This is a genomic window from Arthrobacter ginkgonis, assembly GCF_039540195.1.
Taxonomy (GTDB): Bacteria; Actinomycetota; Actinomycetes; order Actinomycetales; family Micrococcaceae; genus Zafaria; species Zafaria ginkgonis.
Genome location: NZ_BAABEO010000002.1, coordinates 1 through 20,540, shown reverse-complemented (window position 1 = coordinate 20,540; position 20,540 = coordinate 1). Strand labels below are relative to the sequence as shown.

17 protein-coding genes are annotated in these 20,540 nt (G+C 70.3%); 14 read left to right on the top strand and 3 right to left on the bottom strand.

The features are described from left to right. Positions 1-22: 22 nt before the first annotated feature. Together ABD912_RS00965 and ABD912_RS00960 are read left to right on the top strand one after the other, a co-directional pair. Positions 23-1,480, top strand: coding sequence for an aldehyde dehydrogenase family protein (locus ABD912_RS00965; RefSeq protein ID WP_345147795.1), 1,458 nt, complete (start codon positions 23-25; stop codon positions 1,478-1,480). 132 nt (positions 1,481-1,612) lie between these two features. Continuing rightward, a complete protein-coding gene (locus ABD912_RS00960; RefSeq protein WP_345147794.1) occupies positions 1,613-2,377 on the top strand; it encodes an IclR family transcriptional regulator in 765 nt (254 codons plus the stop codon). Between the two features lie 541 nt (positions 2,378-2,918). Here ABD912_RS00960 and ABD912_RS00955 read toward each other — a convergent pair. Then, the gene (locus ABD912_RS00955) at positions 2,919-3,821 is read right to left on the bottom strand and encodes a LysR family transcriptional regulator (RefSeq protein WP_345147793.1); all 903 of its coding nucleotides are present in this window, start codon (positions 3,819-3,821) and stop codon (positions 2,919-2,921) included. A 128-nt stretch (positions 3,822-3,949) separates the two neighbouring features. On the opposite strand from ABD912_RS00955, the gene mdlC reads away from it, so the two are divergent. The 9 genes from mdlC (at position 3,950) to ABD912_RS00910 (ending at position 15,008) form a co-directional block, all read left to right on the top strand. Continuing rightward, the gene (mdlC, locus tag ABD912_RS00950; protein WP_345147792.1) at positions 3,950-5,563 is read left to right on the top strand and encodes a benzoylformate decarboxylase; all 1,614 of its coding nucleotides are present in this window, start codon (positions 3,950-3,952) and stop codon (positions 5,561-5,563) included. A gap of 55 nt (positions 5,564-5,618) precedes the next feature. Further along, the gene (locus tag ABD912_RS00945; protein WP_345147791.1) at positions 5,619-6,776 is read left to right on the top strand and encodes an ABC transporter ATP-binding protein; all 1,158 of its coding nucleotides are present in this window, start codon (positions 5,619-5,621) and stop codon (positions 6,774-6,776) included. After that, on the top strand, positions 6,773-8,581 hold the full coding sequence (locus ABD912_RS00940) for an ABC transporter permease (RefSeq protein ID WP_345147790.1): 1,809 nt from the start codon (positions 6,773-6,775) through the stop codon (positions 8,579-8,581). Before ABD912_RS00945 ends, ABD912_RS00940 begins: the two co-directional genes overlap by 4 nt. A 24-nt stretch (positions 8,582-8,605) precedes the next feature. Beyond that, on the top strand, positions 8,606-9,712 hold the full coding sequence (locus ABD912_RS00935; RefSeq protein WP_345147789.1) for an ABC transporter substrate-binding protein: 1,107 nt from the start codon (positions 8,606-8,608) through the stop codon (positions 9,710-9,712). A 418-nt stretch (positions 9,713-10,130) separates the two neighbouring features. Next, complete coding sequence (locus tag ABD912_RS00930) at positions 10,131-11,459, top strand: MFS transporter (protein WP_345147788.1); 1,329 nt, start codon at positions 10,131-10,133, stop codon at positions 11,457-11,459. A 424-nt stretch (positions 11,460-11,883) separates the two neighbouring features. Then, the gene (locus ABD912_RS00925) at positions 11,884-12,294 is read left to right on the top strand and encodes a TOBE domain-containing protein (protein ID WP_345147787.1); all 411 of its coding nucleotides are present in this window, start codon (positions 11,884-11,886) and stop codon (positions 12,292-12,294) included. Beyond that, positions 12,291-13,088 carry a molybdate ABC transporter substrate-binding protein gene (gene modA, locus ABD912_RS00920; protein ID WP_345147785.1) on the top strand — a complete coding sequence of 266 codons (798 nt, stop codon included), beginning with the start codon at positions 12,291-12,293 and terminating at the stop codon, positions 13,086-13,088. Before ABD912_RS00925 ends, modA begins: the two co-directional genes overlap by 4 nt. A gap of 7 nt (positions 13,089-13,095) precedes the next feature. Further along, positions 13,096-13,962 carry an ABC transporter permease gene (locus tag ABD912_RS00915; RefSeq protein WP_345147783.1) on the top strand — a complete coding sequence of 289 codons (867 nt, stop codon included), beginning with the start codon at positions 13,096-13,098 and terminating at the stop codon, positions 13,960-13,962. Continuing rightward, positions 13,959-15,008 (top strand): sulfate/molybdate ABC transporter ATP-binding protein, encoded by a 1,050-nt coding sequence (locus tag ABD912_RS00910; RefSeq protein ID WP_345147781.1) that lies wholly within the window; start codon positions 13,959-13,961, stop codon positions 15,006-15,008. Before ABD912_RS00915 ends, ABD912_RS00910 begins: the two co-directional genes overlap by 4 nt. Here the strand turns inward: ABD912_RS00910 and ABD912_RS00905 are convergent. Both ABD912_RS00905 and ABD912_RS00900 read right to left on the bottom strand, forming a co-directional pair. After that, on the bottom strand, positions 15,005-16,054 hold the full coding sequence (locus ABD912_RS00905; protein WP_345147779.1) for an FUSC family protein: 1,050 nt from the start codon (positions 16,052-16,054) through the stop codon (positions 15,005-15,007). The two genes, ABD912_RS00910 and ABD912_RS00905, sit on opposite strands and share 4 nt — an antisense overlap. 394 nt (positions 16,055-16,448) lie before the next feature. After that, positions 16,449-17,237, bottom strand: a complete 789-nt coding sequence (locus tag ABD912_RS00900; RefSeq protein ID WP_345147778.1) for an alpha/beta fold hydrolase — start codon at positions 17,235-17,237, stop codon at positions 16,449-16,451. 312 nt (positions 17,238-17,549) lie between these two features. Here ABD912_RS00900 and ABD912_RS00895 point away from each other — a divergent pair, with 312 nt between their 5' ends. The 3 genes from ABD912_RS00895 to ABD912_RS00885 all read left to right on the top strand — a co-directional run bounded on the left by ABD912_RS00895 (position 17,550) and on the right by ABD912_RS00885 (position 20,239). Next, entirely contained in the window at positions 17,550-18,464 is a 915-nt protein-coding gene (locus ABD912_RS00895) for a VOC family protein (RefSeq protein ID WP_345147776.1), read from the top strand. 65 nt (positions 18,465-18,529) lie between these two features. Further along, positions 18,530-19,735: an acyl-CoA dehydrogenase family protein gene (locus ABD912_RS00890; protein ID WP_345147774.1), complete on the top strand. Its 1,206-nt coding sequence runs from the start codon at positions 18,530-18,532 to the stop codon at positions 19,733-19,735. A gap of 294 nt (positions 19,736-20,029) precedes the next feature. Beyond that, entirely contained in the window at positions 20,030-20,239 is a 210-nt protein-coding gene (locus tag ABD912_RS00885; RefSeq protein ID WP_345147772.1) for a hypothetical protein, read from the top strand. Positions 20,240-20,540: the final 301 nt, after the last annotated feature.

Sequence of the window (20,540 nt, the reverse complement as noted above, 5' to 3'; positions counted from 1 at the left end):
CGAACCCCAGCAGGAGAAACCCATGAGCTTCCTCGACCCCGCGCTCTGGAGCGGCAAGGTCCACACCGGCACCTGGACCGCGGGCGCCGCCGGCACCCTCGCCGTGCGCGAATCCGCCACCGGTGAGGTCCTCGGCGAGATCGGCGTCGCCTCCGGCGACCAGGCCCGCGCCGCCGCAGCCACCGCGGCCGCCGCGCAGCGCGGCTGGGCCGCGCTGAAGCCCGCCGAACGCGCAGCGGTGCTGCGCCGCGCCGCCGCGCTCTTCGAGGAGCACGCCGCGGAGATCGAGGACTGGATCGTGCGCGAATCCGGCGGCACCCGCACCAAGGCGCGCACCGAGATCGCCGCGGCCATCGCCGAATGCCACGAGGCCGCCGCGCTGCCCACCCATCCGCACGGCGAGGTGCTCACCTCCAACAAGGACCGCTGGTCGATCGCGCGCCGCCGCCCCGCCGGCGTCGTCACCGTGATCGCGCCCTTCAACTTCCCGCTCACGCTGTCCATCCGCTCCGTGGCGCCGGCGCTGGGGCTCGGAAACGCCGTGCTGCTCAAGCCGGACCCGCGCACCTCGGTGAGCGGCGGCGTCGTGCTCCAGCGGGTCTTCGACGCGGCCGGCCTGCCCGCCGGCGTCCTGCAGACCCTGCCCGGCGGCGCCGACGTGGGCGAGGCCGTCGTAGCCGCGCCCGAGGTGCGGATCATCTCCTTCACCGGTTCGACGCCGGCCGGCCGGCGCGTGGGCGAGGCCGCGGCCCGGCACCTGAAGCGGGCGCACCTGGAACTGGGCGGCAACAACGCGATCGTGGTGCTGCCCGGCGCCGACGTGCAGCGCGCCGCCTCCGCCGGCGCCTTCGGCTCCTTCCTGCACCAGGGCCAGATCTGCATGGCCGCCGGCCGGCACCTGGTCCACGAGTCCCTCCACGACGAGTACGTGGCCGCGCTGGCGGCCAAGGCCGACGCGCTGCGCGTGGGCGACCCGTTCCGCGAGGACGTCCAGCTGGGCCCGATCATCGACGAGCGCCAGCTCAAGAACATCGACGGGATCGTGCAGGACACGGTCCTGGCCGGGGCCGAGGTGGCCGCCGGCGGCACCCACGACGGGCCGTTCTACCGCCCCACCGTGCTCACCGGCATCCGGCGCGGCATGCGGGCCTGGGAGGAGGAGATCTTCGGTCCGGTTGCCCCGGTGCTGGCGTTCTCCGACGTGGCGGAGGCCGCGGAACTGGTCAACGCCAGCGAGTTCGGGCTGTCCGTGGGCATCCTCGGCGAGGTGGGCGCGGCGATGGGGCTGGCCGACCTGATCGGCACGGGCAAGGTGCACATCAACGAGCAGACCGTGTCCGACGAGGCCAACGCCCCGTTCGGCGGCACCGGGGCCTCCGGCACCGGGTCGCGCTTCGGCGGGGCCGCGGCCAACCTGGAGGCGTTCACGGAAACCCAGTGGGTCACCCTGCGCCCGGAGATCGAGCAGTACCCGTTCTAGGCGGTGCGGAAACTGTTCCGTCTGCCGCAACGGAACCGGCGGTCCCGCGACCGGGCCGTGGTTCGATGGAGCTCGATTCAATGGAGCTGGGTTCGATGGAACGTGGATCCAGCAAGTGTCACAGGAGGTGCCATGGCCCGCGCCGCTGCGGAGGATGACGGCAAGCGCTCCGTCCTGGGACGCGCCTTCGAGATCCTGGACTGCTTCTCCGGGGGCGCGGAGATGACGGTGGCCGGGATCTGCGAGGAGACCGGCCTGCCCCCGGCGACGGTGCACCGCATGCTCGCCGCCCTGGTCAGCTGGGAGGGGGTGGAGCGGCTGTCCCACGGCCGCTACCGCTTGGGCATGCGCATCTGGCGCCTGGGCATCGGCGCCCCGCAGGTGCGCCGGCTGCGCGAGCTCGCCCAGCCGTACCTCGTGGACCTGCACGTGGCGACCCGCGGCACCGTCTACCTCGGCGTGCGCGACGGCACCGACGGCCTCTTCGCCGACCGCATCACCCGCGTCAAGGCCACTGAGGGCTCCGCGCGCGCCACCCGCCGGCTGCCTCTGCACCGCACCGGCGGGGGACGGGTGCTGCTCGCCTACAGCCCCGACGCCTGGAACGAGCTGTGCCGGATGGGCGAGCGCGACGCCGGCCTGGCCGGCCTGCTGCCCACCCTGCGGGCCGACCTCGCCGAGATCCGCCACACCGGCGCCGCCGTCTCCCGCGACGACGGCCTGCCCGGGCGCACCTCGGTCGCGGCCCCGGTGTTCGGGGACGACGGCGGGATCGTCGCCTCCGTGGCGGTCGCGTTCCCCGACTCGCGGATCCCCGTCCCGCAGACGATCCTCCCGCGCGTGGTCGCCGCCGCCCGCGGCATCAGCGCCGACCTGGCCAAGGCCGGAGGCCGCTGACCCCCTCCGAATTCTGACGTGTAAGTGCGGGTCCCGGCCCGAATTGTGATGCGTTTGTGTGGGTGTGGGCAGGAATTATGGCGCGTTAGTGCGGGTTCTGGCCCGAATTCTGACGCGTAAGTGCGGTTGTCGGAAGGATCTGTGCCGTGTTTCCCTGGGCGGCCGCGGAACCGTAGGCGGTCCGTTTCCCAGCGGAATTTTGTTACCTCCCGGGCAGTCGCCACGGGATTTTGCTACCTCGCGGTGGGTGTTTTCCGGAAAGTGCGCACGTTCGGCGGGTGGTTTCACAATCCTGCCGCCTTGGGGAGGTGTTCCCCGGCCCGTTGCTGCCGGCCTTCCCCCCGGCCAAGCCCGCGGATCCGGCGTCGTACCTGAATCGCTTCCTTTGCCTTACCCGCGAACCGTGTCCGCAGCGCCCGAGTGGGGTGAGCAGAATTCCCCAAACACCCACCGGGAGGTAGCAAAATCTCGCCGTGACTGCCCGGGAGGTAACAAAATTCCTGGAGGACCCGCACTTACGCGTCAGAATTCGGCAGGGGACTCAGGCGACGGGAGTGCGGAGCGCGTCGGCGACCAGGCCCCGAAACCAGTCAGCCTCGGGGGAGGGCAGCTGGCGCCGGACCGTGTAGAGCGCGACCTCGGACACCGGGACGGCGAACGGCAGCTCGAACACCCGCAGCTGGCCCTGCGCGACGAAGCGCTGCGCGTACGACTCCGGGGCGAAGGAAAGCAGCTCCGTCTGCGCCAGGATCCCGGCCAGCCCCGCGAAGCTCGGCAGCCGCACCGCCATCCGGCGCTTGACGCCCAGTTCCCGGATCCGCAGGTCCACCGCCTGGTGGCCCGTCTCCGCGGCGACGCCCACGTGCAGTTCCGCCTCGAACTCCTCCACCGTGGGACGCTCGCCGATGCGTGGGTGCCCCGTCCCGCACACGCCCACGTAGGGCTGGGTGAAAAGCAGCTCGCGCACCAGATCCGGCCCGTCCAGCAGGGGAGTGCAGACCACGGCGTCGGCCCGGCCCAGGCGCAGCGCGTCGGCCGCCGCCGGCAGGTTCAGCGATTCCAGCTCGACGGCGATGCCGGGGGCCTCCGCGGCCAGCCGGCGGAGCACGCGCGGCAGCAGCCCGGTGATGCCCACGTCCGTCATGTGCAGCCGGAAGGTCCGCGTGGAGGTGGCCGGGTCGAAGCCGGCCGCCTGCCCCATGACCCCGTCCATGCCCTCGAGCAGTTCGCGCAGCCGCGGGTACAGCTCGTCGGCCAGCCGGGTGGGCACCAGCCGCTGCTGCCGGCGGACGAAGAGCCGGTCCCCGAACCGGTTGCGCAGCTTTCCCAGCGCGTAGCTGACCGAGGGCTGGGTGATGAACAGCTGCTGCGCCGCCTCCGTCACCGACCGGGTCTCGTAGACCAGCACGAAGATGCGGACCATGCCGATGTCGTAGTCGCTCACGTCCTCCAATATAGATCTTCTCTATGGAACAATCCATAGTTTTTATTTGTCCTATGGAACGCGTTCCGCTTAGCTTGACGTGAGCTGCGACACTCCCGGCTCCTTCCCCGTTTTCCTAAGGAACCACCATGACGACGATCCGCGAAGCCACCTACGACCTGCTGCGCAGCAACGGCATGCGCACCGTGTTCGGCAACCCCGGGTCCAACGAGCTGCTTTTCCTGAAGGACTTTCCGGAGGACTTCGAGTACGTGCTGGGCCTGCACGAGGGCGCCGTCGTCGCCATGGCCGACGGCTACGCCCAGGCCACCGGCCGGCCCACCCTGGTCAACCTGCACGCCGCCGCCGGCACCGGCAACGGCATGGGCGTGCTGACCAACTCCGTCTACTCGCACTCCCCGCTGGTGATCACCGCCGGCCAGCAGGTCCGCGACACCGTGGGCCAGGAGGTCATGCTCGCCAACATGGACGCCGCCCAGCTGCCCCGGCCCCTGGCGAAATGGAGCGCCGAACCGCTGGCCGCGACCGACGTCCCGCGCACCATCTCCCAGGCCATCCACATGGCCACGCTGCCGGCGCCGGGCCCGGTCTACGTCTCCGTGCCCTACGACGACTGGGAGCGCGAGGCCGACCCGAACACCCACTACCTCGCCAAGCGCACCGTCAGCGCCGCCGCCGCGCTCGCGCCGGAGCAGCTCGCCGAAATCGCCGAGGCCATCGATGCGGCCAAGAACCCGGTCCTGGTCCTCGGCCCGGACGTCGACGCCGAACGCGCCAACGCGCACGCGGTCGCCCTCGCCGAACGCCTTGGCTGCCCGGTGTGGATCGCCCCGTCCCCGGCCCGCTGCCCGTTCCCGAACACCCACCCGCTGTTCCGCGGCGTGCTCCCGGCGAACGTCGCGTCCATCAACGAACTGCTCTCCGGGCATGACCTGGTGCTGGTCGCCGGCGCCCCGGTCTTCCGCTACCACCACCACCGCCCGGGTCGCTTCCTGGCCGAGGGCACCGAGCTGATCCACCTCTCCAACGACCCCTCCGAGGTGGCCCGCGCACCCTTCGGCCGCGCGTACCTGGCCCCGGTCGGGGACGGCCTGGCCCGCCTCGCGGCCGCCGTCGCTCCCCGCGTCGTCACACCCGGCACGGGCAGCACGACGGCGGCAGGGCAGGCGGGCGCGTCCCGCGCCCAGGCGCCGGCCGGCGTCGACCGCGCGGACCGACTGCACCCGGACACGGTCTTCCGCACCATCGCCGAGCACGCGCCCGAGGGCGTGGTCTACGTCAACGAATCCACTTCCACCGCCGACTCCTTCTGGAACAACGCGGTCCTCGAGGGCCAAGGCTCCTTCTACTCCCCGGCCTCGGGGGGCCTGGGCTTTGGGCTGCCCGCCGCCGTCGGGGTCCAGCTCGCCCACCCGGACCGCCGCGTCGTGGCCACCATCGGCGACGGCTCGGCCAACTTCGGCATCACCGGCCTGTGGACCGCCGCCCAGTACGGCATCCCGGTGGTGTTCGTGATCCTGAACAACGGCACCTACGGCGCCTTGCGCCGCTTCACCCGAGCCCTGGACGCGGGGGAGACCCCCGGACTGGACGTGCCGCGCATCGACTTCGTCCACCTGGCCAACGGCTACGGCGTCGCCGCCGAGGCGGTGGACACGGCCGAGGAACTGCGCGCCGCGCTCCAGAAGGCCTTCGCCGGCAATGTGCCCGTGCTCATCGAGGCCCGCACCTACTTCGAATAGGCAGGCCGCCGCTGCCGCGGCCCCACGACACCATCCGCGAAACGAGGGTAACGCCATGAAAATCGTCATTGAGAACCTGCAACTGAGGTACGGCAAGTTCACCGCCATCGAGAACCTGAACCTGGAGATCGGGGACGGCGAATCGGTGGTGCTGCTGGGCAAGTCCGGCTGCGGCAAGACCAGCACCATGCGCTGCATCGCCGGGCTGGAGGAGCCCACCGCGGGCCGCATCACCATCGGCGACACCGTGGTGTTCGACGCCGAGGCCGGCATCAACCTGCCTCCCAACAAGCGCAACGTGGGCATGGTCTTCCAGTCCTACGCCGTGTGGCCGCACATGACGGTCTTCCAGAACGTCGCCTACTCGCTGAAGCTGCAGAAACTGCCGGCCGCGGAGATCAAGCAGCGCGTCACGGAGGTCCTGGCGCTGGTGGGCCTGCAGGAGTTCGCCCAGCGCGGCGCCTCGCTGCTGTCCGGCGGCCAGATGCAGCGCGTTGCCTTGGCCCGGTCGCTGGTCATGCGCCCCTCCGTGCTGATGCTCGACGAGCCGCTGTCCAACCTGGATGCCCGGCTGCGCGACAACCTGCGCGTGGAGCTTCGCGAAATCCAGCTGAAGCTCGGCCTGACCACCGTGTACGTCACCCACGACCAGCAGGAGGCGTTCGCCCTGGCCGACCGCATCGCCCTGATGCAGGGAGGCCGGATCGTCCAGATGGGCGGGCCGACCGACATCTACGATGCGCCGGTCAGCGCCTCGATCGCCCACTTCCTGGGTGTTTCCAACGTCTTCGACTGCCAGGCCAGCCTGGACGGCGACGGCCAGGTCACTGCCAAGGTCGCGGGCACCGACGTGCCGGTGCGCTCCACCCAGCGGACGCTGGCCGGGGGCAAGGACCTGAAGCTGTGCATCCGCTCCGAGGACTTCGCGCTGTCCCGCGCCCCGCACGGCGGCGCCAACGAATGGGCCGGAACCGTGCGCGTCACCGGCTTCCAGGGCAGCAGCGTCCGCTACGCGGTGGAGCTTCAGGACGGTTCCGAACTGGACATCTTCGCCCCCACCAAGGGCGCCGAGCGATTCGGGATCGGCGACCGCCTCTGGGCCACCGTGGCTCCGGAGAACGTGCAGGTCCTGCCCGCCGAGGTCCCCGCCGGCCACAACATCGATGCCCGCCTGCCGGAGAACAATGCACGTCTGGAGGAGGTGGGCGCATGACGCAGATCCTGGACCGTCCCGAGGCCAAGCACCTGGCCCCCTCCCCGTCCCCCGGCAACGGCGGACGCCGCCTGCGTGGCAGGATCCGCAAGGAAATCCCCGCGCTGGTGATCCTGGCCGCGCTGGCCGTCCTGGTCGTCATGCCGATGATCCTGGTCCTGGTCGCCGCGATGTCCACCGAGGTTCCCCGTCCCGGCAACGCCGGGCTGGGCTCCTTCACGTGGGAAAACCTCGGGTTCCTCGCCACCGCGGAAGCCACCAAGGGGCTGTGGAACTCCCTGCTGATCGGCTTGAGCGCCTCGGTGATCGCGCTGGTGGTCGGCGCCCTGCTGGCCTTCATCTGCTCCCGCACCGACGCCCCGCTGCGCAAGTTCATCTTCATCATCGGCATGGCTCCGGTGTTCGTTCCGGCGCTGGTCGGGGCCTTGGCCTGGTCCATGCTGGCCTCGCCGAACGCCGGCTTCGCCAACATCCTGCTCAAGGACCTGGGGCTGGACCTGACCATCAACATCTACAGCATGGGCGGCCTGATCTTCGTGCTCGGGCTGTTCTACGCCCCGTACGTCTTCATGCTGGTGCACAGCTCCCTGTCGATGATGAACGCCGACCTGGAGGAGGCCGCCGCCGTGCACGGGGCCTCGCTGCCCCGGATGTTCCGCACCGTCACCATGCCGCTGGCCATGCCCGCGCTGCTCGGCTCCGGCATCCTGGTGTTCGCGTTGAGCATGGAGAACTTCCCGGTCGCCGCGGTGCTGGGCAACCCCGCGGGCATCGACACCCTGCCGACCTACATCTTCCGCCTGATGTCCTCGGCCCCGGCCCAGGCCAACGCGGCCGCCGGCATCGCCATCCTGCTCACCGCGGGCCTGGTGATCATCACCGTGGCCCAGCAGTGGATCGTCAACCGGCGCAAGTTCACCACCATGACCGGCAAGGGCGCCCGCCCCCGCCAGATCCCGCTGCGCGCCTGGCGGTGGCCGGCCACCATCTTCGCGCTGGTGTACTTCGCGCTCTCCGTCGCGCTGCCGATGCTGGCCCTGCTGCTGGCGGCCACCCAGGACTCCCCGTACCTGACCAGCATGGGCCAGCTGTTCGACGGCGGCCTCACGCTGGAGCGCATCCTCGAGGTCGCCTCGGCTCCCGACTTCCTCACGTCCCTGACCAACTCGGTGATCGTGGCCGTCGTCGCGGCCCTGGCCGGCACCACGCTGAACTTCGCCAGCTCCTACATCCGCTACCGCACCACCAGCCGCCTGGGCGGCCTGCTGGAGCAGATCTCCACCGCACCGCTGGCGATCCCCTCGATCGTCCTGGGCATGGGCATCCTCTGGACCTGGCTGAGCCTGCCGATGCCGGTCTACGGCACCCTGGCGATCCTGATGATCGCCTGCATGTCGGTGGCGCTGCCGCAGGGCTACCGCTCCATCTCCTCCTCGATGCTGCAGCTGCACAGCGACCTCGAGGACAGCGCGGTCATGCTGGGCGCCAAGCGCTCCCGGGCCATCGTGAACGTGACCGTCCCGCTCATGCGCGTGGGCATCGTGTCAACGGTCCTGCTCCTGCTCATGCTGGCGATGCGCGAGCTGTCCGCCTCGCTGTTCCTCTTCACCTCCAACACCCGCATCCTCTCGATCCTGGTCTACGACAAGTTCGAGAACGGCCAGACCACCACCGCGGCCGCGATCAGCGTGCTGTTCGTGATCGTGATCGCCGCCCTGGCCATCACCGCGCAGCTGCTCGGCAGCCGGGACAAGCAGAACAAGTCCCTGAACGAGGCCTCCGACTCGGGGAAGAACTCCCTCTAGCCCGCACCACGAAAGGTTCGAACGATGAAGTTCCAGAAGATCGCGCTTCCCGGCATCGCCCTGATGCTGACGGCATCCCTGGCCGCCTGCGGCGGCTCCACCGAAACGGGCGGGGGCGTGCTCAGCGCCTCCGCGGCGGTGGACACCGCCAACGGCCTGGTCATCGACGGCGAAACCATCGCCGACAAGGACACCTACGAGACCGCCAAGACCCAGACCCTGAGCCTGTACTCGAGCTACCAGGAGTCGGCCGAGCAGGCCTACCTGGAGGCCTTCACCGCGGACACCGGCATCAAGGTCGAGCTGATGCGCCTGGTGCCGGCCCGCCTGTCCGAGCGCGTGCTCTCCGAACAGGGCGCCGGCAAGCTGACCGCGGACGTGATCCGCACCTCCGACTACGACATCGTCGACAACTTCAGCAAGAGCGGGGTGTTTGCGCCCTACGTGGTGCCGGGCACCGAGGACCTGGACGAGGTGGTCATCCAGGACGGCAACTTCTCCCGCGTGCTTAACGTGGTCCAGACCTTCGGCTACAACACCCAGCTGGTCTCCCCGGAGGATGCCCCGAAGTCCTGGGCAGACCTGGCCGACGAGAAGTGGAAGGGCAAGATGGGCATCTCCCAGGGCCTCTCCGGCGGCTCGGTCGCCGCGCTGAACCGCTTCGTGGCCACCGAGCTGGAGGAAGGCTACTGGGACAAGGTCGCCGCGCTTGAGCCGACGGTCTACGACGGCGCCGGCGAGAAGCTGACCGCGCTGGCCCGCGGCGAGGTCTCCGTCGCCACCACCGGCTCGGCCTCGGTCAACGTCGCCGTCACCGAGGACAAGGCCCCGATGGAGTACGTGGTCCCCGAGGAGGGCCTGGTCACCTTCGACTACTACCTCGGGACCACCGCCTCCTCGAAGAACGTGGAGGCCGCCAAGGTCTTCATGAACTACAACTTCTCCAAGCGCGGCCAGAGCCTGTTCGCCGAACTGGGCGACTACGCCGTCCGCGCCGACGTGCCGGCCCCGACCGCCCTCGGCCGCGCGCTGCCGGCCCTGGACTCCGGCCAGGTGTGGCGCATGCCGCTGAGCGACGCGGCGAAGCAGTCCGCGGACGCCGCCGTCTGGCAGAAGGCCTTCGGCCGCTAGGAAATTCGGCCGCTGACACCCGCAGGCCCCGTGGCCCCGCACCGGCAACCGGTGCGGGGCCACGGGCGCTTATGGGGCATAGCCGGTTAACGGTTCCGTGTGTGTTTTTTTTGGGGGGGGCACGACGCCGGCGCGCGCCGCCGCCGTCGAACTCGCCGCCGTCGTGCCCGCCTGCCGCGCCCATCCGCCGAACCCGCCCGCCGTCGAACCGCCCGCCGTCGAACTCCGGGCTGACCTCGGGCGCCGCGGACCGGGCAAATTCCATCCGGTGATCGGGCGGCGCCCGGTGTTTCGGAGAACGAAACCGCGGTTTTGGGTGTTCTGCGCCACACCCCCTTAATGGAGGGAGAGCGCGGACCGCCGCGCATTCCCAGACCATCCCGGACCGGCCCCTGCGGCCGCCAGGACAGGAGCCCCCGTGAGCCTTTCATCCCCGAAGGCCCCCGGCGCCACGGCGCCGGACCAACCCGTCCAGACCGGGTTCATCCATTCCCTGCGCGCGCTCAAGCACCGCGACTTCGCGATCTTCTGGATCGGCGCGATCCTGACCAACACCGGCAAGTTCATCACCACGCTGGCCGTGCCGATGGTCATCTACCAGATGACCGGGTCGGCGACGATGGTGGGCCTGGTGGCCACCTTCCAGTACGTCCCGGGCGTCATCATGGGCCCGATCGGCGGCTCGCTGGCCGACAAGCTGAACCGGCGCAAGGTCATCATCTTCGCCCAGATCGGCATGATGCTCTCCACCTTCGCGATGTTCCTGGCCTGGAACGCCGGGGTCCGCGAACCCTACGCCATCCTGTGGCTGGTCGCCCTGATCGCCGTGTTCAACGGCATGACGCTGCCCGGCTGGGCCGCCTTCATCAACGACCTGGTGCCGCGCTCGGACCTGATGTCCGGCGTCACCCTGAACTCGCTGCAGGGCAACATCTCCAAGGCCATGGGCCCGGCCATCGCCGGCGCCATCATCGCCAGCGTGGGCGTCAACTGGGCGTTCCTGTGCTCGGCCCTGTCCTTCCTGTTCGTGCTCACCGCCCTGTTCCTGCTGCGCACCGTGCCGATCTCCTTCAGCTCGCACGTCCAGGGCAACATCCTGAAGCAGAACATCGACGCCGGCGCCTACATCTGGCTCAAGAAGGGCATCTTCGTCGCGATCCTGCTCTCCGTCCTGATCGGCCTGCTGGGCAACCCGATCTACTCCCTGACGGTGGTCCTGGGCAAGGACGTCTACGGCGTGGACGCCGGGGGCGTGGGCGCGCTGAGCCTGGCGCTGGGCCTGGGCGCGATCTTCTCCGCCCCGCTGGTGGCCGGGCTGCACGATCGGCTCAAGATGTCCCAGATGATCGGCGGTTCGGTGGTCGTCTACGGCCTTGGCCTGACAGTGATCGGCCTTACCGATTCCTTCGTGGTCGCGATGGTGGCCCTGGTCGCCATCGGGGTGGCGGCCCTGGGCGCGCTGGCCTCGATCAACACCGCGATCCAGCTGATGGTGGCCACCCACTTCCGCGGCCGGGTCCTGGGCCTGCGCCACGTGGTCTACACACTGTCCTTCCCGGTGGGCGGGCTGCTGACGGGTTGGCTTGCGGACCTGCACGGGGTGCAGACCTCGATCCTGGCGTGTGGAATCGTCATGATCGTCGTGCCGATCATCCTCTACGCGGTCCCCGGCAGCGTCCGCATGGTGCGCCTGAACGACCCGCATGACGACCAGATCGAACGCCTCGAGGCCAGCCGCGCCGCCTAAGTACACCCAGTCCGCGGAAAAGTGCTGCGTAAGTGCGGGTCCCTTCCCGAAAAGTGGCGTGTTTGTGCGGGTGCCGGCTCGAATTGTGCGCCGGGTGCGCGACGAACAGCAGAACGACGCCGGAAGGCCGGTTCCGTGGCTACGGAACCGGCCTTCCGGCGTCGCGCATTATTTCGGAAACACCGGCTCCAAGCGAGCAAGATTCCGGGAGGACTGCCCCGAAGGTAGCAAAATCCTGTGGAGCGGCCCGGGCGCGAAGGCCTCCCTCAAGGGCCGGGGACGCGGAAACGCTGCGGGCGCGGCGCCTGCCGGCGCGACGGCGCAACTCCTTGGGCGCAACTCAGAATCGGCCCAAATAGGCCCTCTCAAGCTGACATGCGGTTAATAATGCGCAAAAGATCCGCAAATGGGGGAATATGAACACATGCCGAAAATTCGCATATCCGAAGCAGCCCGTTTCCTGGGGGTCAGCGACGACACCGTCCGGCGCTGGACCGAGAACGGCATCCTGACCCCGCTGAAGGACGACTCCGGCCGGCTGGCCGTGGATGGCCTGGAACTGGCCCAGCTTGCCCGGAACCAGGCGCAGCTGCCCGAGGATCCCACGCGGGTGGGGTCCTCTGCCCGCAACCGTTTCGTGGGCCTGGTCACCGGCATCACGGCCGACAAGGTCATGGCGCAGGTGGAACTGCAGTGCGGGCCGTTCCGCGTCGTCTCGCTCATGAGCAGCGAGGCGGTCAGGGAACTCGGCCTGGAGCTCGGGTCCGTGGCCACCGCCGTGGTCAAGGCCACCACCGTCATCATCGAAACGCCCCAAGGAAAGAGCATCGTATGAGGGTTACCCGCACGAACATCGCGGCCCTGCTAGTCGCCGGCGCCCTGGCGGCAGGCCTGGCAGGCTGCGGCTCCGGCACGCCCGGCGCAAGCGAAAGCCCTTCCGCGACGTCCGGGCTCTCCGGCACGGTGACCGTGTTCGCCGCCGCGTCCCTGAAGGACACCTTCACCGAAATCGCCGCCGGCTTCGAGGCCGACCACCCCGGCACCAAGGTCACGCTGAACTTCGCGGGATCCTCGGACCTGGTCACCCAGATCAGCCAGGGCGCGCCGGCGGACGTGTTCGCCTCGGCGGACACCAAGAACATGGACAAGCTCACCGACGCGCAGCTCATCGAAGGGACGCCGGCCAACTTCGCGACCAACGTTCTGGAGATCGCGGTCCCGCCGGCCAACCCCGCCTCGATCGCCTCCTTCGCCGACCTGGCCAAGCCGGACGTGAAGGTCGTCGTCTGCGCCCCGCAGGTGCCCTGCGGTGCCGCGACCGAAACCGTCGAGCAGGCCACCGGCACCATCCTGACCCCGGTCAGCGAGGAATCCTCCGTCACCGACGTGCTCGGCAAGGTCACCTCCGGCGAAGCGGACGCCGGCCTGGTCTACGTCACCGACGTCAAGGCCGCCGGCAACAAGGTCAAGGGCATCGAGTTCCCCGAGTCCGGCCAGGCCGTGAACACCTACCCGATCGGAACCGTCGGCACCAGCGAGAACAAGGAACTGGCGGAGGCCTTCATTGACGCGGTCACCGGCAGCGAGGGCCAGAAGGTCCTGGCCGATGCCGGCTTCGGCGCCCCGTAGGGACGGCATGGCGCCACACCGCGGAACCGGATACACCGGCATCCCGCCCTGGATCTACGCCCTCGCGGCAGCAGGCGGACTCTTCGTCCTGCTGCCGCTGGCGGCCATGGTGGCCAAGGTCAATTGGGCCCAGTTCTTTCCCCTGATCACCTCGGAGTCATCCCTTACCGCCCTGGGCCTGAGCCTGCGCACCTCCGCGGCCAGCACGGCGCTCTGCGTCGTCCTCGGCGTGCCGCTGGCGCTCGTGCTGGCCCGCGGCAGCTTTCCGGGCCAGCGCCTGCTGCGCGCGTTCGTGCTCCTGCCCCTCGTGCTGCCACCGGTGGTTGGCGGCATCGCGCTGCTCTACACCTTCGGCCGCCAAGGACTCCTGGGGCGCAGCCTCGAGGTGGCGGGCATCCAGATCGCCTTCTCCACCACCGCCGTCGTTCTCGCCCAAACGTTCGTCGCCCTGCCCTTCCTGGTCGTCAGCCTCGAAGGAGCCCTGCGCACGGCCGGCACCAAGTACGAGGCGGTGGCCGCCACGCTCGGCGCGCGGCCGACCACCGTGCTGCGCCGCGTCAGCATTCCGCTCGTCCTGCCCGGACTTGCCTCGGGCGCCGTGCTCTCCTTCGCCCGCTGCCTGGGTGAATTCGGGGCGACGCTCACCTTCGCCGGCAGCCTTCAGGGCGTCACACGGACCCTGCCGCTGGAGATCTACCTGCAGCGCGAAACCGACGCCGACGCCGCCGTCGCGCTCTCCCTGGTCCTGGTCGCCGTGGCCGTCGCCGTCGTCGGACTCGCCTACCGGGGCCCCCGCCCAGCCCCGGCGCGGGCCAGGCCCGCACCGGAAAGTCCGGCCCAAGAAAGTCCGGCACCGGAAAGGACGCTGCGGTGACCTTCCAGCTGGACGCAACCCTTGCCGCACGCGGCTTCGACGTCTCCCTCAGCGTCGGACCGGACGAGACCCTTGCCGTCCTTGGACCCAACGGTGCGGGCAAGTCGACGTTGTTGGCGATCATCGCCGGCCTGCTGCGCCCCGACGCCGGCAAGGCATCCATCGGCGACAAGGTCCTCTTCGACCTGGCGGCCGGCAGGAACCTATGGACGGCTCCGCATGCCCGGGGCACGGCCCTGCTGGCCCAGGAGGCGCTCCTGTTCCCGCACCTCAGCACCCTGGACAACGTGGCGTTCGGGCCCCGCAGCGCCGGCGCCTCCCGCCCCGCCGCCCGGGAAACGGCACGGCGCTGGCTCGACGAGGTCGACGCCGGATCCCTCGCCGCACGGCGGCCCGGACAGCTCTCCGGCGGGCAGGCCCAGCGCGTTGCCGTGGCCCGCGCCCTGGCCGCGGATCCCGAGCTGCTGTTGCTCGACGAGCCGATGGCCGCCCTGGACATCCATGCGGCCCCGCTGCTTCGGCGGCTCCTCAAACGCGTCCTCGCCGGCCGCCGGGCCATCATCATCACCCACGACATCTTGGACGCCCTCATGCTGGCAGACAGGGTGATCGTCCTCGAGGACGGGCGGATCAGCGAGGCGGGCCCCACCCGCGAAGTCCTGGAAAAACCCCGCAGCCGGTTCGCCGCCGGCCTGGCCGGACTGAACCTCATGGCCGGTACCGCCACCGCGGCCGGCCTCACCACCGCCCAGGGCTGGGCCGTGGCGGGCCGCCTGGACGACACCGTTGGCCCCGGCCAGGACGCCGTGGCGGTCTTTCCGCCCTCCGCGGTGTCCGTGTTCCTCACCGAGGAGCACGGCAGCCCCCGGAACTCGTTCCCGGTGACCATCACGGACCTGGAACCGCACGGCGACCAGATCCGCGTGCGCGCCGGGGGCCTGGCCGCAGACATCACCCCGTCCGCGTCGGCCGACCTTGGCCTCGCCCCCGGAATGGCCGTCCACTTCGTCATCAAGGCCGCCGCCATCGGCGTCCATCCGTCCTAGGCGTGCGCTCCGGTCCCGGTTCGGTTGCGGGGGCCTTTGAGGACCAGGGCGGTGGCGATTCCCGCCAATGCCCCCAGGAGCGTTTCCAGGCCGCGGTCCATGATCAGGGATCCCGGATCGGCGGGAGCGGCCAGCTGCGTCATGATCAGGATCAGGGGCGTGAAGAAGACCAGGGCCAGGCCGTAGTGGCGGGCCATGTACAGCTCGGTGGGGAACTGGAACGCGATGACCAGCAGCGCCAGGACGGTGGCGCCCGGGTCCGCGAACAGGACGATCGCGGTCACGCCGAGCCCCGCGAAGGTGCCCAGGATCCGGTGGATGCCGCGGTAGACCCGGCGCGTGGTTCCCTCGACGGCCAGCGGCACCGCCGCCGCGGCCATGGCCCAGTGCGGATGCCCGATGCCGGCCAGCAGTCCGATGGTGCCGGCGGCCGCGACGGCCACCAGGTAGCGGGAGGCCTGGGTCGTCGCGGCGGCCAGTCGCGGGCCGCGCAACGGGGGAACCTGCCGGGCCGCTCCCGGCGCCCACCGGCGCGTGCGGGCCCATCCGGCGCATCCCACCAGGACCGAAAACGCCGCAGAGCCGGCGGCGATCAGCAGGGCAGCCCCGGGGGCGACGCTGAGGGGGACCGAGGCGCAGGCGCCGAGGGCGAAGATGCTGAAGAACGGTCCGGCCGGCCGCAGCCCCGCGCGGTCGGCTCCCAGGGAGGCCAGCGCGGCGAAGGCCGCCTCGGTTGCCACCAGGGCCCAGGGGTCCACGCGCTGGGCGGAGAGCAGGATGCCCGTTCCCACCCCGGCCAGCAGGAGGCAGGCCGCCTGCAGCTGGTGCCTCAGGCGCAGCTGGTGGGATTCGGCCCTGCCGTACATCGCCGTGAAGGCCCCGAACACGGCGTAGATGATCAGATCCGTCCGGCCCAGGAGCAGCAGGGCGAGGGAGGGAACGGCCACGCTTAGCGCCACCCGGAACGCGGCCAGGTGGTCGTTCTGCGCCGGGGCCAGGGCAAACAGGGCCCGGGCATGGGTCAGTGCGCTCTGCAAGGTTGCCACCGCCCTTCCGGTCCTCCGCGCCGTCCCGGGACGGTTCTCTGGCACCCAATTTACCGCCGGCGCAGCCCCGCGGACCCGTCCTGTAGGCAGCGTCACGCCGCCTCGCCTCGCGCGGAAAAGTGCTGCGTAAGTGCGGGTCCCTTCCCGAAAAGTGGCGTGTTTGTGCGGGTGCCGGCTCGAATTGTGCGCCGGGTGCGCGACGAACAGCAGAACGACGCCGGAAGGCCGGTTCCGTGGCTACGGAACCGGCCTTCCGGCGTCGCGCATTATTTCGGAAACACCGGCTCCAAGCGAGCAAGATTCCGGGAGGGCTGCCCCGGAGGTAGCAAAATCCTGCGGATGGGGCGGCCGTCCGGGCTGCGGATGGACGGGTGGATGCGGCGGGTGAAACGGGCTAGGAGCGGGTGAGGAAGCCGGTGACCAGGTGCTCGAAGTGGTCCTTCTTCTCGAACGGAACCCAAAGGCCGGCGTCGTCGTAGATGTGCGCCTCGGCGCGCGGCAGGCCGGAGAGGAACTGGAAGGCGCCCTCGACGCCCTGCAGGCGGTTGCCGCGGCCCCAGACCACCAGCGTCTCGGCGGCCACCTCGGGCAGGTAGGCCAGCACGTCCTCGCGGCCCGGCGCGGTGGCGCCGATGCTCTGCTGGCCGTCCAGGCCCAGCCGGCGCACGCTCTCGTTGTAGCGTTCGTCCAGGATCTCCTCGGTGATCAGGCCCGGATCGTGGACGGTCAGTTCCAGGTAGGCGCGCATCTTTTCCCGGCTGGGACCGCTGCCGCGGTTGTAGGCCTGAATCGCTTTGATGCCCTCGGAGGGTGCGGGGGAGAGGTGCGCGCGGCTGCCGGGAGGACCCACCAGGACCACCTTGCCCACGCGCTCGGGGAACAGCGCGGCCAGGGCGACGGCGACGGCGCCACCGGTGGCCATGCCCACAACGTGCACCTTCTCGATGCCGCGGGCTTCGAGGTCCGCGTCGAAGGCCGCGGCCAGCCGCCGGTACTGCGGGCCGCCGTCGGCCGGCAGGGAGTCGGAGGCGCCGTGGCCGGGAAGGTCGGCGATGAGCGTGCGGAAGGTGCGGGAGAAGCCGTCCAGGTTCTGGCCGAAGTTGGCCTTGCCGGTGGCTCCCGGAGCGGCCCCGTGCAGCAGCAGCAGGGCGGGGCCGGAGCCGGCCTCGTCGACGTGGATCATGGGGTCCTTTCCAACGGTGTGCCGGGGCGCGGGAGCGCTCCGGGAGCGAATTGTGTTGACCGTATGCCACGCGGGGACGGGGACCGCGCAAAGCGTTCCGTGACGTGAAACGGCCGCCGGACGCCGCGATTCCGGCCCCGGGCCGGTGGTGGGGGCCGTTCTGGGATTTGGAACGATTTGGTTCCGGCAAGGGCAAATCGGGGGCCCAATGGTGATGTGCCTCACCGCCGCGGACCCCGGTCCGGCGGGCGGGGCTCCAGAAGCCCGGCGGGGGATCCGCCGGAATCCCCGCACGAAGGAGAGACAAGCCCCATGCCAGCTGCCGTGAAGAGCCTTGGATACGCCATCATCGACACCACCGACCTGGACGCCTGGGAGGAGTTCGGCGCCGGCCTGCTCGGCTTGCAGGTGGCCGTCAAGACCGCCGACCGCCTCGAGTTCCGGGCTGACCAGAAGGAATACCGCCTGGTGGTCAACAAGGCCGGCCGCGACGGCGTTTCCGTCCTTGGCTGGGAGGTCGGCGGCGCCGCGGAGCTCGCCGAACTCTCCGCCCGCGTCGAGGCCGCCGGCTACGCGGTCAAGCAGCTCGACAAGGAGGCCGCCAAGGCCCGCCGCATCACCGCCGGTGCCGTGTTCACCGACCCGGACGGGCTGGTGGCCCTGGAACTGCACTACGGCCTGCGCGAGGCCACCGACCGGTTCGTCTCCCCGGCCGGGGCCGGCTTCGTCACCGGCACCGGCGGGCTCGGGCACGTCTTCCAGTCCGTCGTCGACTGGGAGGCCTACAACCACCTGTACTTCGAGGTCCTGGGCTTCAGGCTCTCCGACCACATCGAACGCGAAATCGGCGGCGAGGTCTTCGACCTGACGTTCACCCACTGCAACGAGCGCCACCACTCCTTCGCCTTCGCCTCGCTCCCGGGAGTGGGCTCGGCGATCGGGCACCTGATGCTGGAGGTGGACGAACTCGACGTCATTGGCCGCGCCTGGGACAAGGTCCTGGAGGAGGACGCCGCGCCGATCCTCTCGACGCTGGGCAAGCACACCAACGACAAGATGGTCTCCTTCTACGTCCGCACCCCGTCCAACTTCGGCCTGGAGTTCGGCACCGGCGGCATCACCATCGACGAGGACACGTGGACCCCGACCCGGTACTCGGCCGCCCACTACTGGGGCCACTCCCGCGTGGTCCCGGTGGATCCGGCCGACGCCGCCGACAACTCCTAACCCACCCGATCCGCAGCCGGGATCCAAACCCCCGGGCGGCGGGCATTTCACGAACGGATACGACAATGACCGACACCCTGAACGAGACCGCGGCGGCCGCGACCGAAGACGTCCTCACCCGCATCGAGGCGCTGGCCGACTACTTCGCCGCCAACGGCCGTGCCAACGAGAACGCCGGACGCCTCACCGACGGCGTTGCCTCCCGGCTCAAGGACACCGGGGTGATGCGCATGCTCCAGCCCAAGCGCTTCGGCGGCATGGAATCGCACCCGGTGGACTTCATGAAGGCCGTGATCGCCGCCGGCTCCGCGGACGCGGCGACCGGCTGGGTGGCCGGCGTCGTGGGCGTGCACCCGCATGAGCTCGCCCTGGCCGACCTGCGCCTGCAGGAGGAGATCTGGGGTCAGGACCAGGACACCTGGGTGGCCTCCCCGTACGCGCCGATGGGGGTGGGCCGTCCGGTGGAGGGCGGGTACATCTTCAACGGGCACTGGAAGTTCTCCTCCGGCACCGACCACTGCCAGTGGGTCATGATCGGCGGGTTCGTCGCCAACCCGGACGGCACCCCGAACAAGGACGATGTCCGCCACTTCTGCCTCCCGCGCGCCGACTACGAGATCCTGCAGGATTCGTGGGACGTGATGGGGCTGCGCGGCACCGGGTCCAAGGACCTGGTGGTCAAGGACGTCTTCGTGCCCGATTACCGGGTGATCGCGCAGGATGACATCATCGCCGGCACCGCCGGGCGCGCGCTGGGGCTGGACAACCCGCTCTACTCGATCCCGCGCCACGTGATGTTTTCCGGCGCGATCGCCACCGGCACCCTGGCCATCGCCCAGGGCGCCCTGGGCGCGGCGCTGGCGTTCAACTCCACCCGCGTGCAGCGCGGCGGGGTGAAGGCCTCCACGGACACCTTCCAGCTGCAGGCGGTCGGCAAGGCCGCCGCTGACATCCAGTCCAGCATCTCCCACGTCCTGGGCGACTTCGCGCGCGTCTATGACTACGCCGCCTCCGGCAAGGTGGTTCCGCTGGACATGCGCCTGGAGGTGCGCCGCAACCAGGCCCGCGCCACGCACCGTGCGCTGGCGGCGGTCGATGACCTGTTCCTGCACGCCGGGGGAGGTTCCCTGCAGATGGACCAGCCGTTGCAGCGCTTCTGGCGGGACATGCACGCGGGCATGAACCACATCGTCAACGTGGCCGAACCGGCCTACGGCAACTGGGCCCTGGACCACTTCGGCCACGAGCTGCCCGCCGGGGCACGCGCCTAGGGCCGAACGGTTCCGGGCGGCCTACCGGAACGGATGATGGCGGCCGGGGCGGCCGGGGAACCCCGTTGCGGGCCTCGGCCGCCTCGCTGCGTCCAAGCGCGGTTGCGTCCAAGCGCGGTTGCGTCCGGGCGCGGTTCCCGGCGGACGCGCCGGGCGTGCAACGTGGATGCAACGGTGACACCTGTAGCGTAAGTCACGATAGCGGGGTCGCATCGATGCGGATGGGGGCGTCATCGACCACGATGCCCGGGCAGGCTAGGACCAGTCCTAACCCGAACGGAAAAGGGGCAGATCATGGAGACCAGAAGCAACTTCCTCCCGCCGGAGGCCGCGCCCGAGGGCTTGGACCCGGGCGCCAAGGTGGTGGCCCGCGACGGGCACGGCACCCACCTGCACGGACGCGTGGACGAGGCCTCCGCCGGGCTGGGCGTGGTGTGGGTGCGGGATGACGCCATTGGGGAACGCCGCCTCTTCCTGCTCGAAGAGGTGGAACAGGACGCCTGAGGCCCCCGTCGGGCCGGCCTTGGCACCGCGTTCCGGCGGGGCGCCCCCTTCCGCCGGGGCAACAGCGCACAATTCGGGTGGGCACCCGCAGAAACGCGTCACTTTTCGGGCGGCACCCGCACTTGCGCGTCACTTTTCGTGAGGGGCGGCGGCACGACGGCGGTGCCCCGCCGTCGTGCCGCTGCCTGTCCTACCCTGCCGCCTGGCCTGCGCCGGTGCTCGCCCTATGCCTGGGCGTGCTGGTCCGTGGTGAGCAGTGGGGCGAAGAATGCTGCGAGTTCGGCGGTCGCGTTCAGGGGCA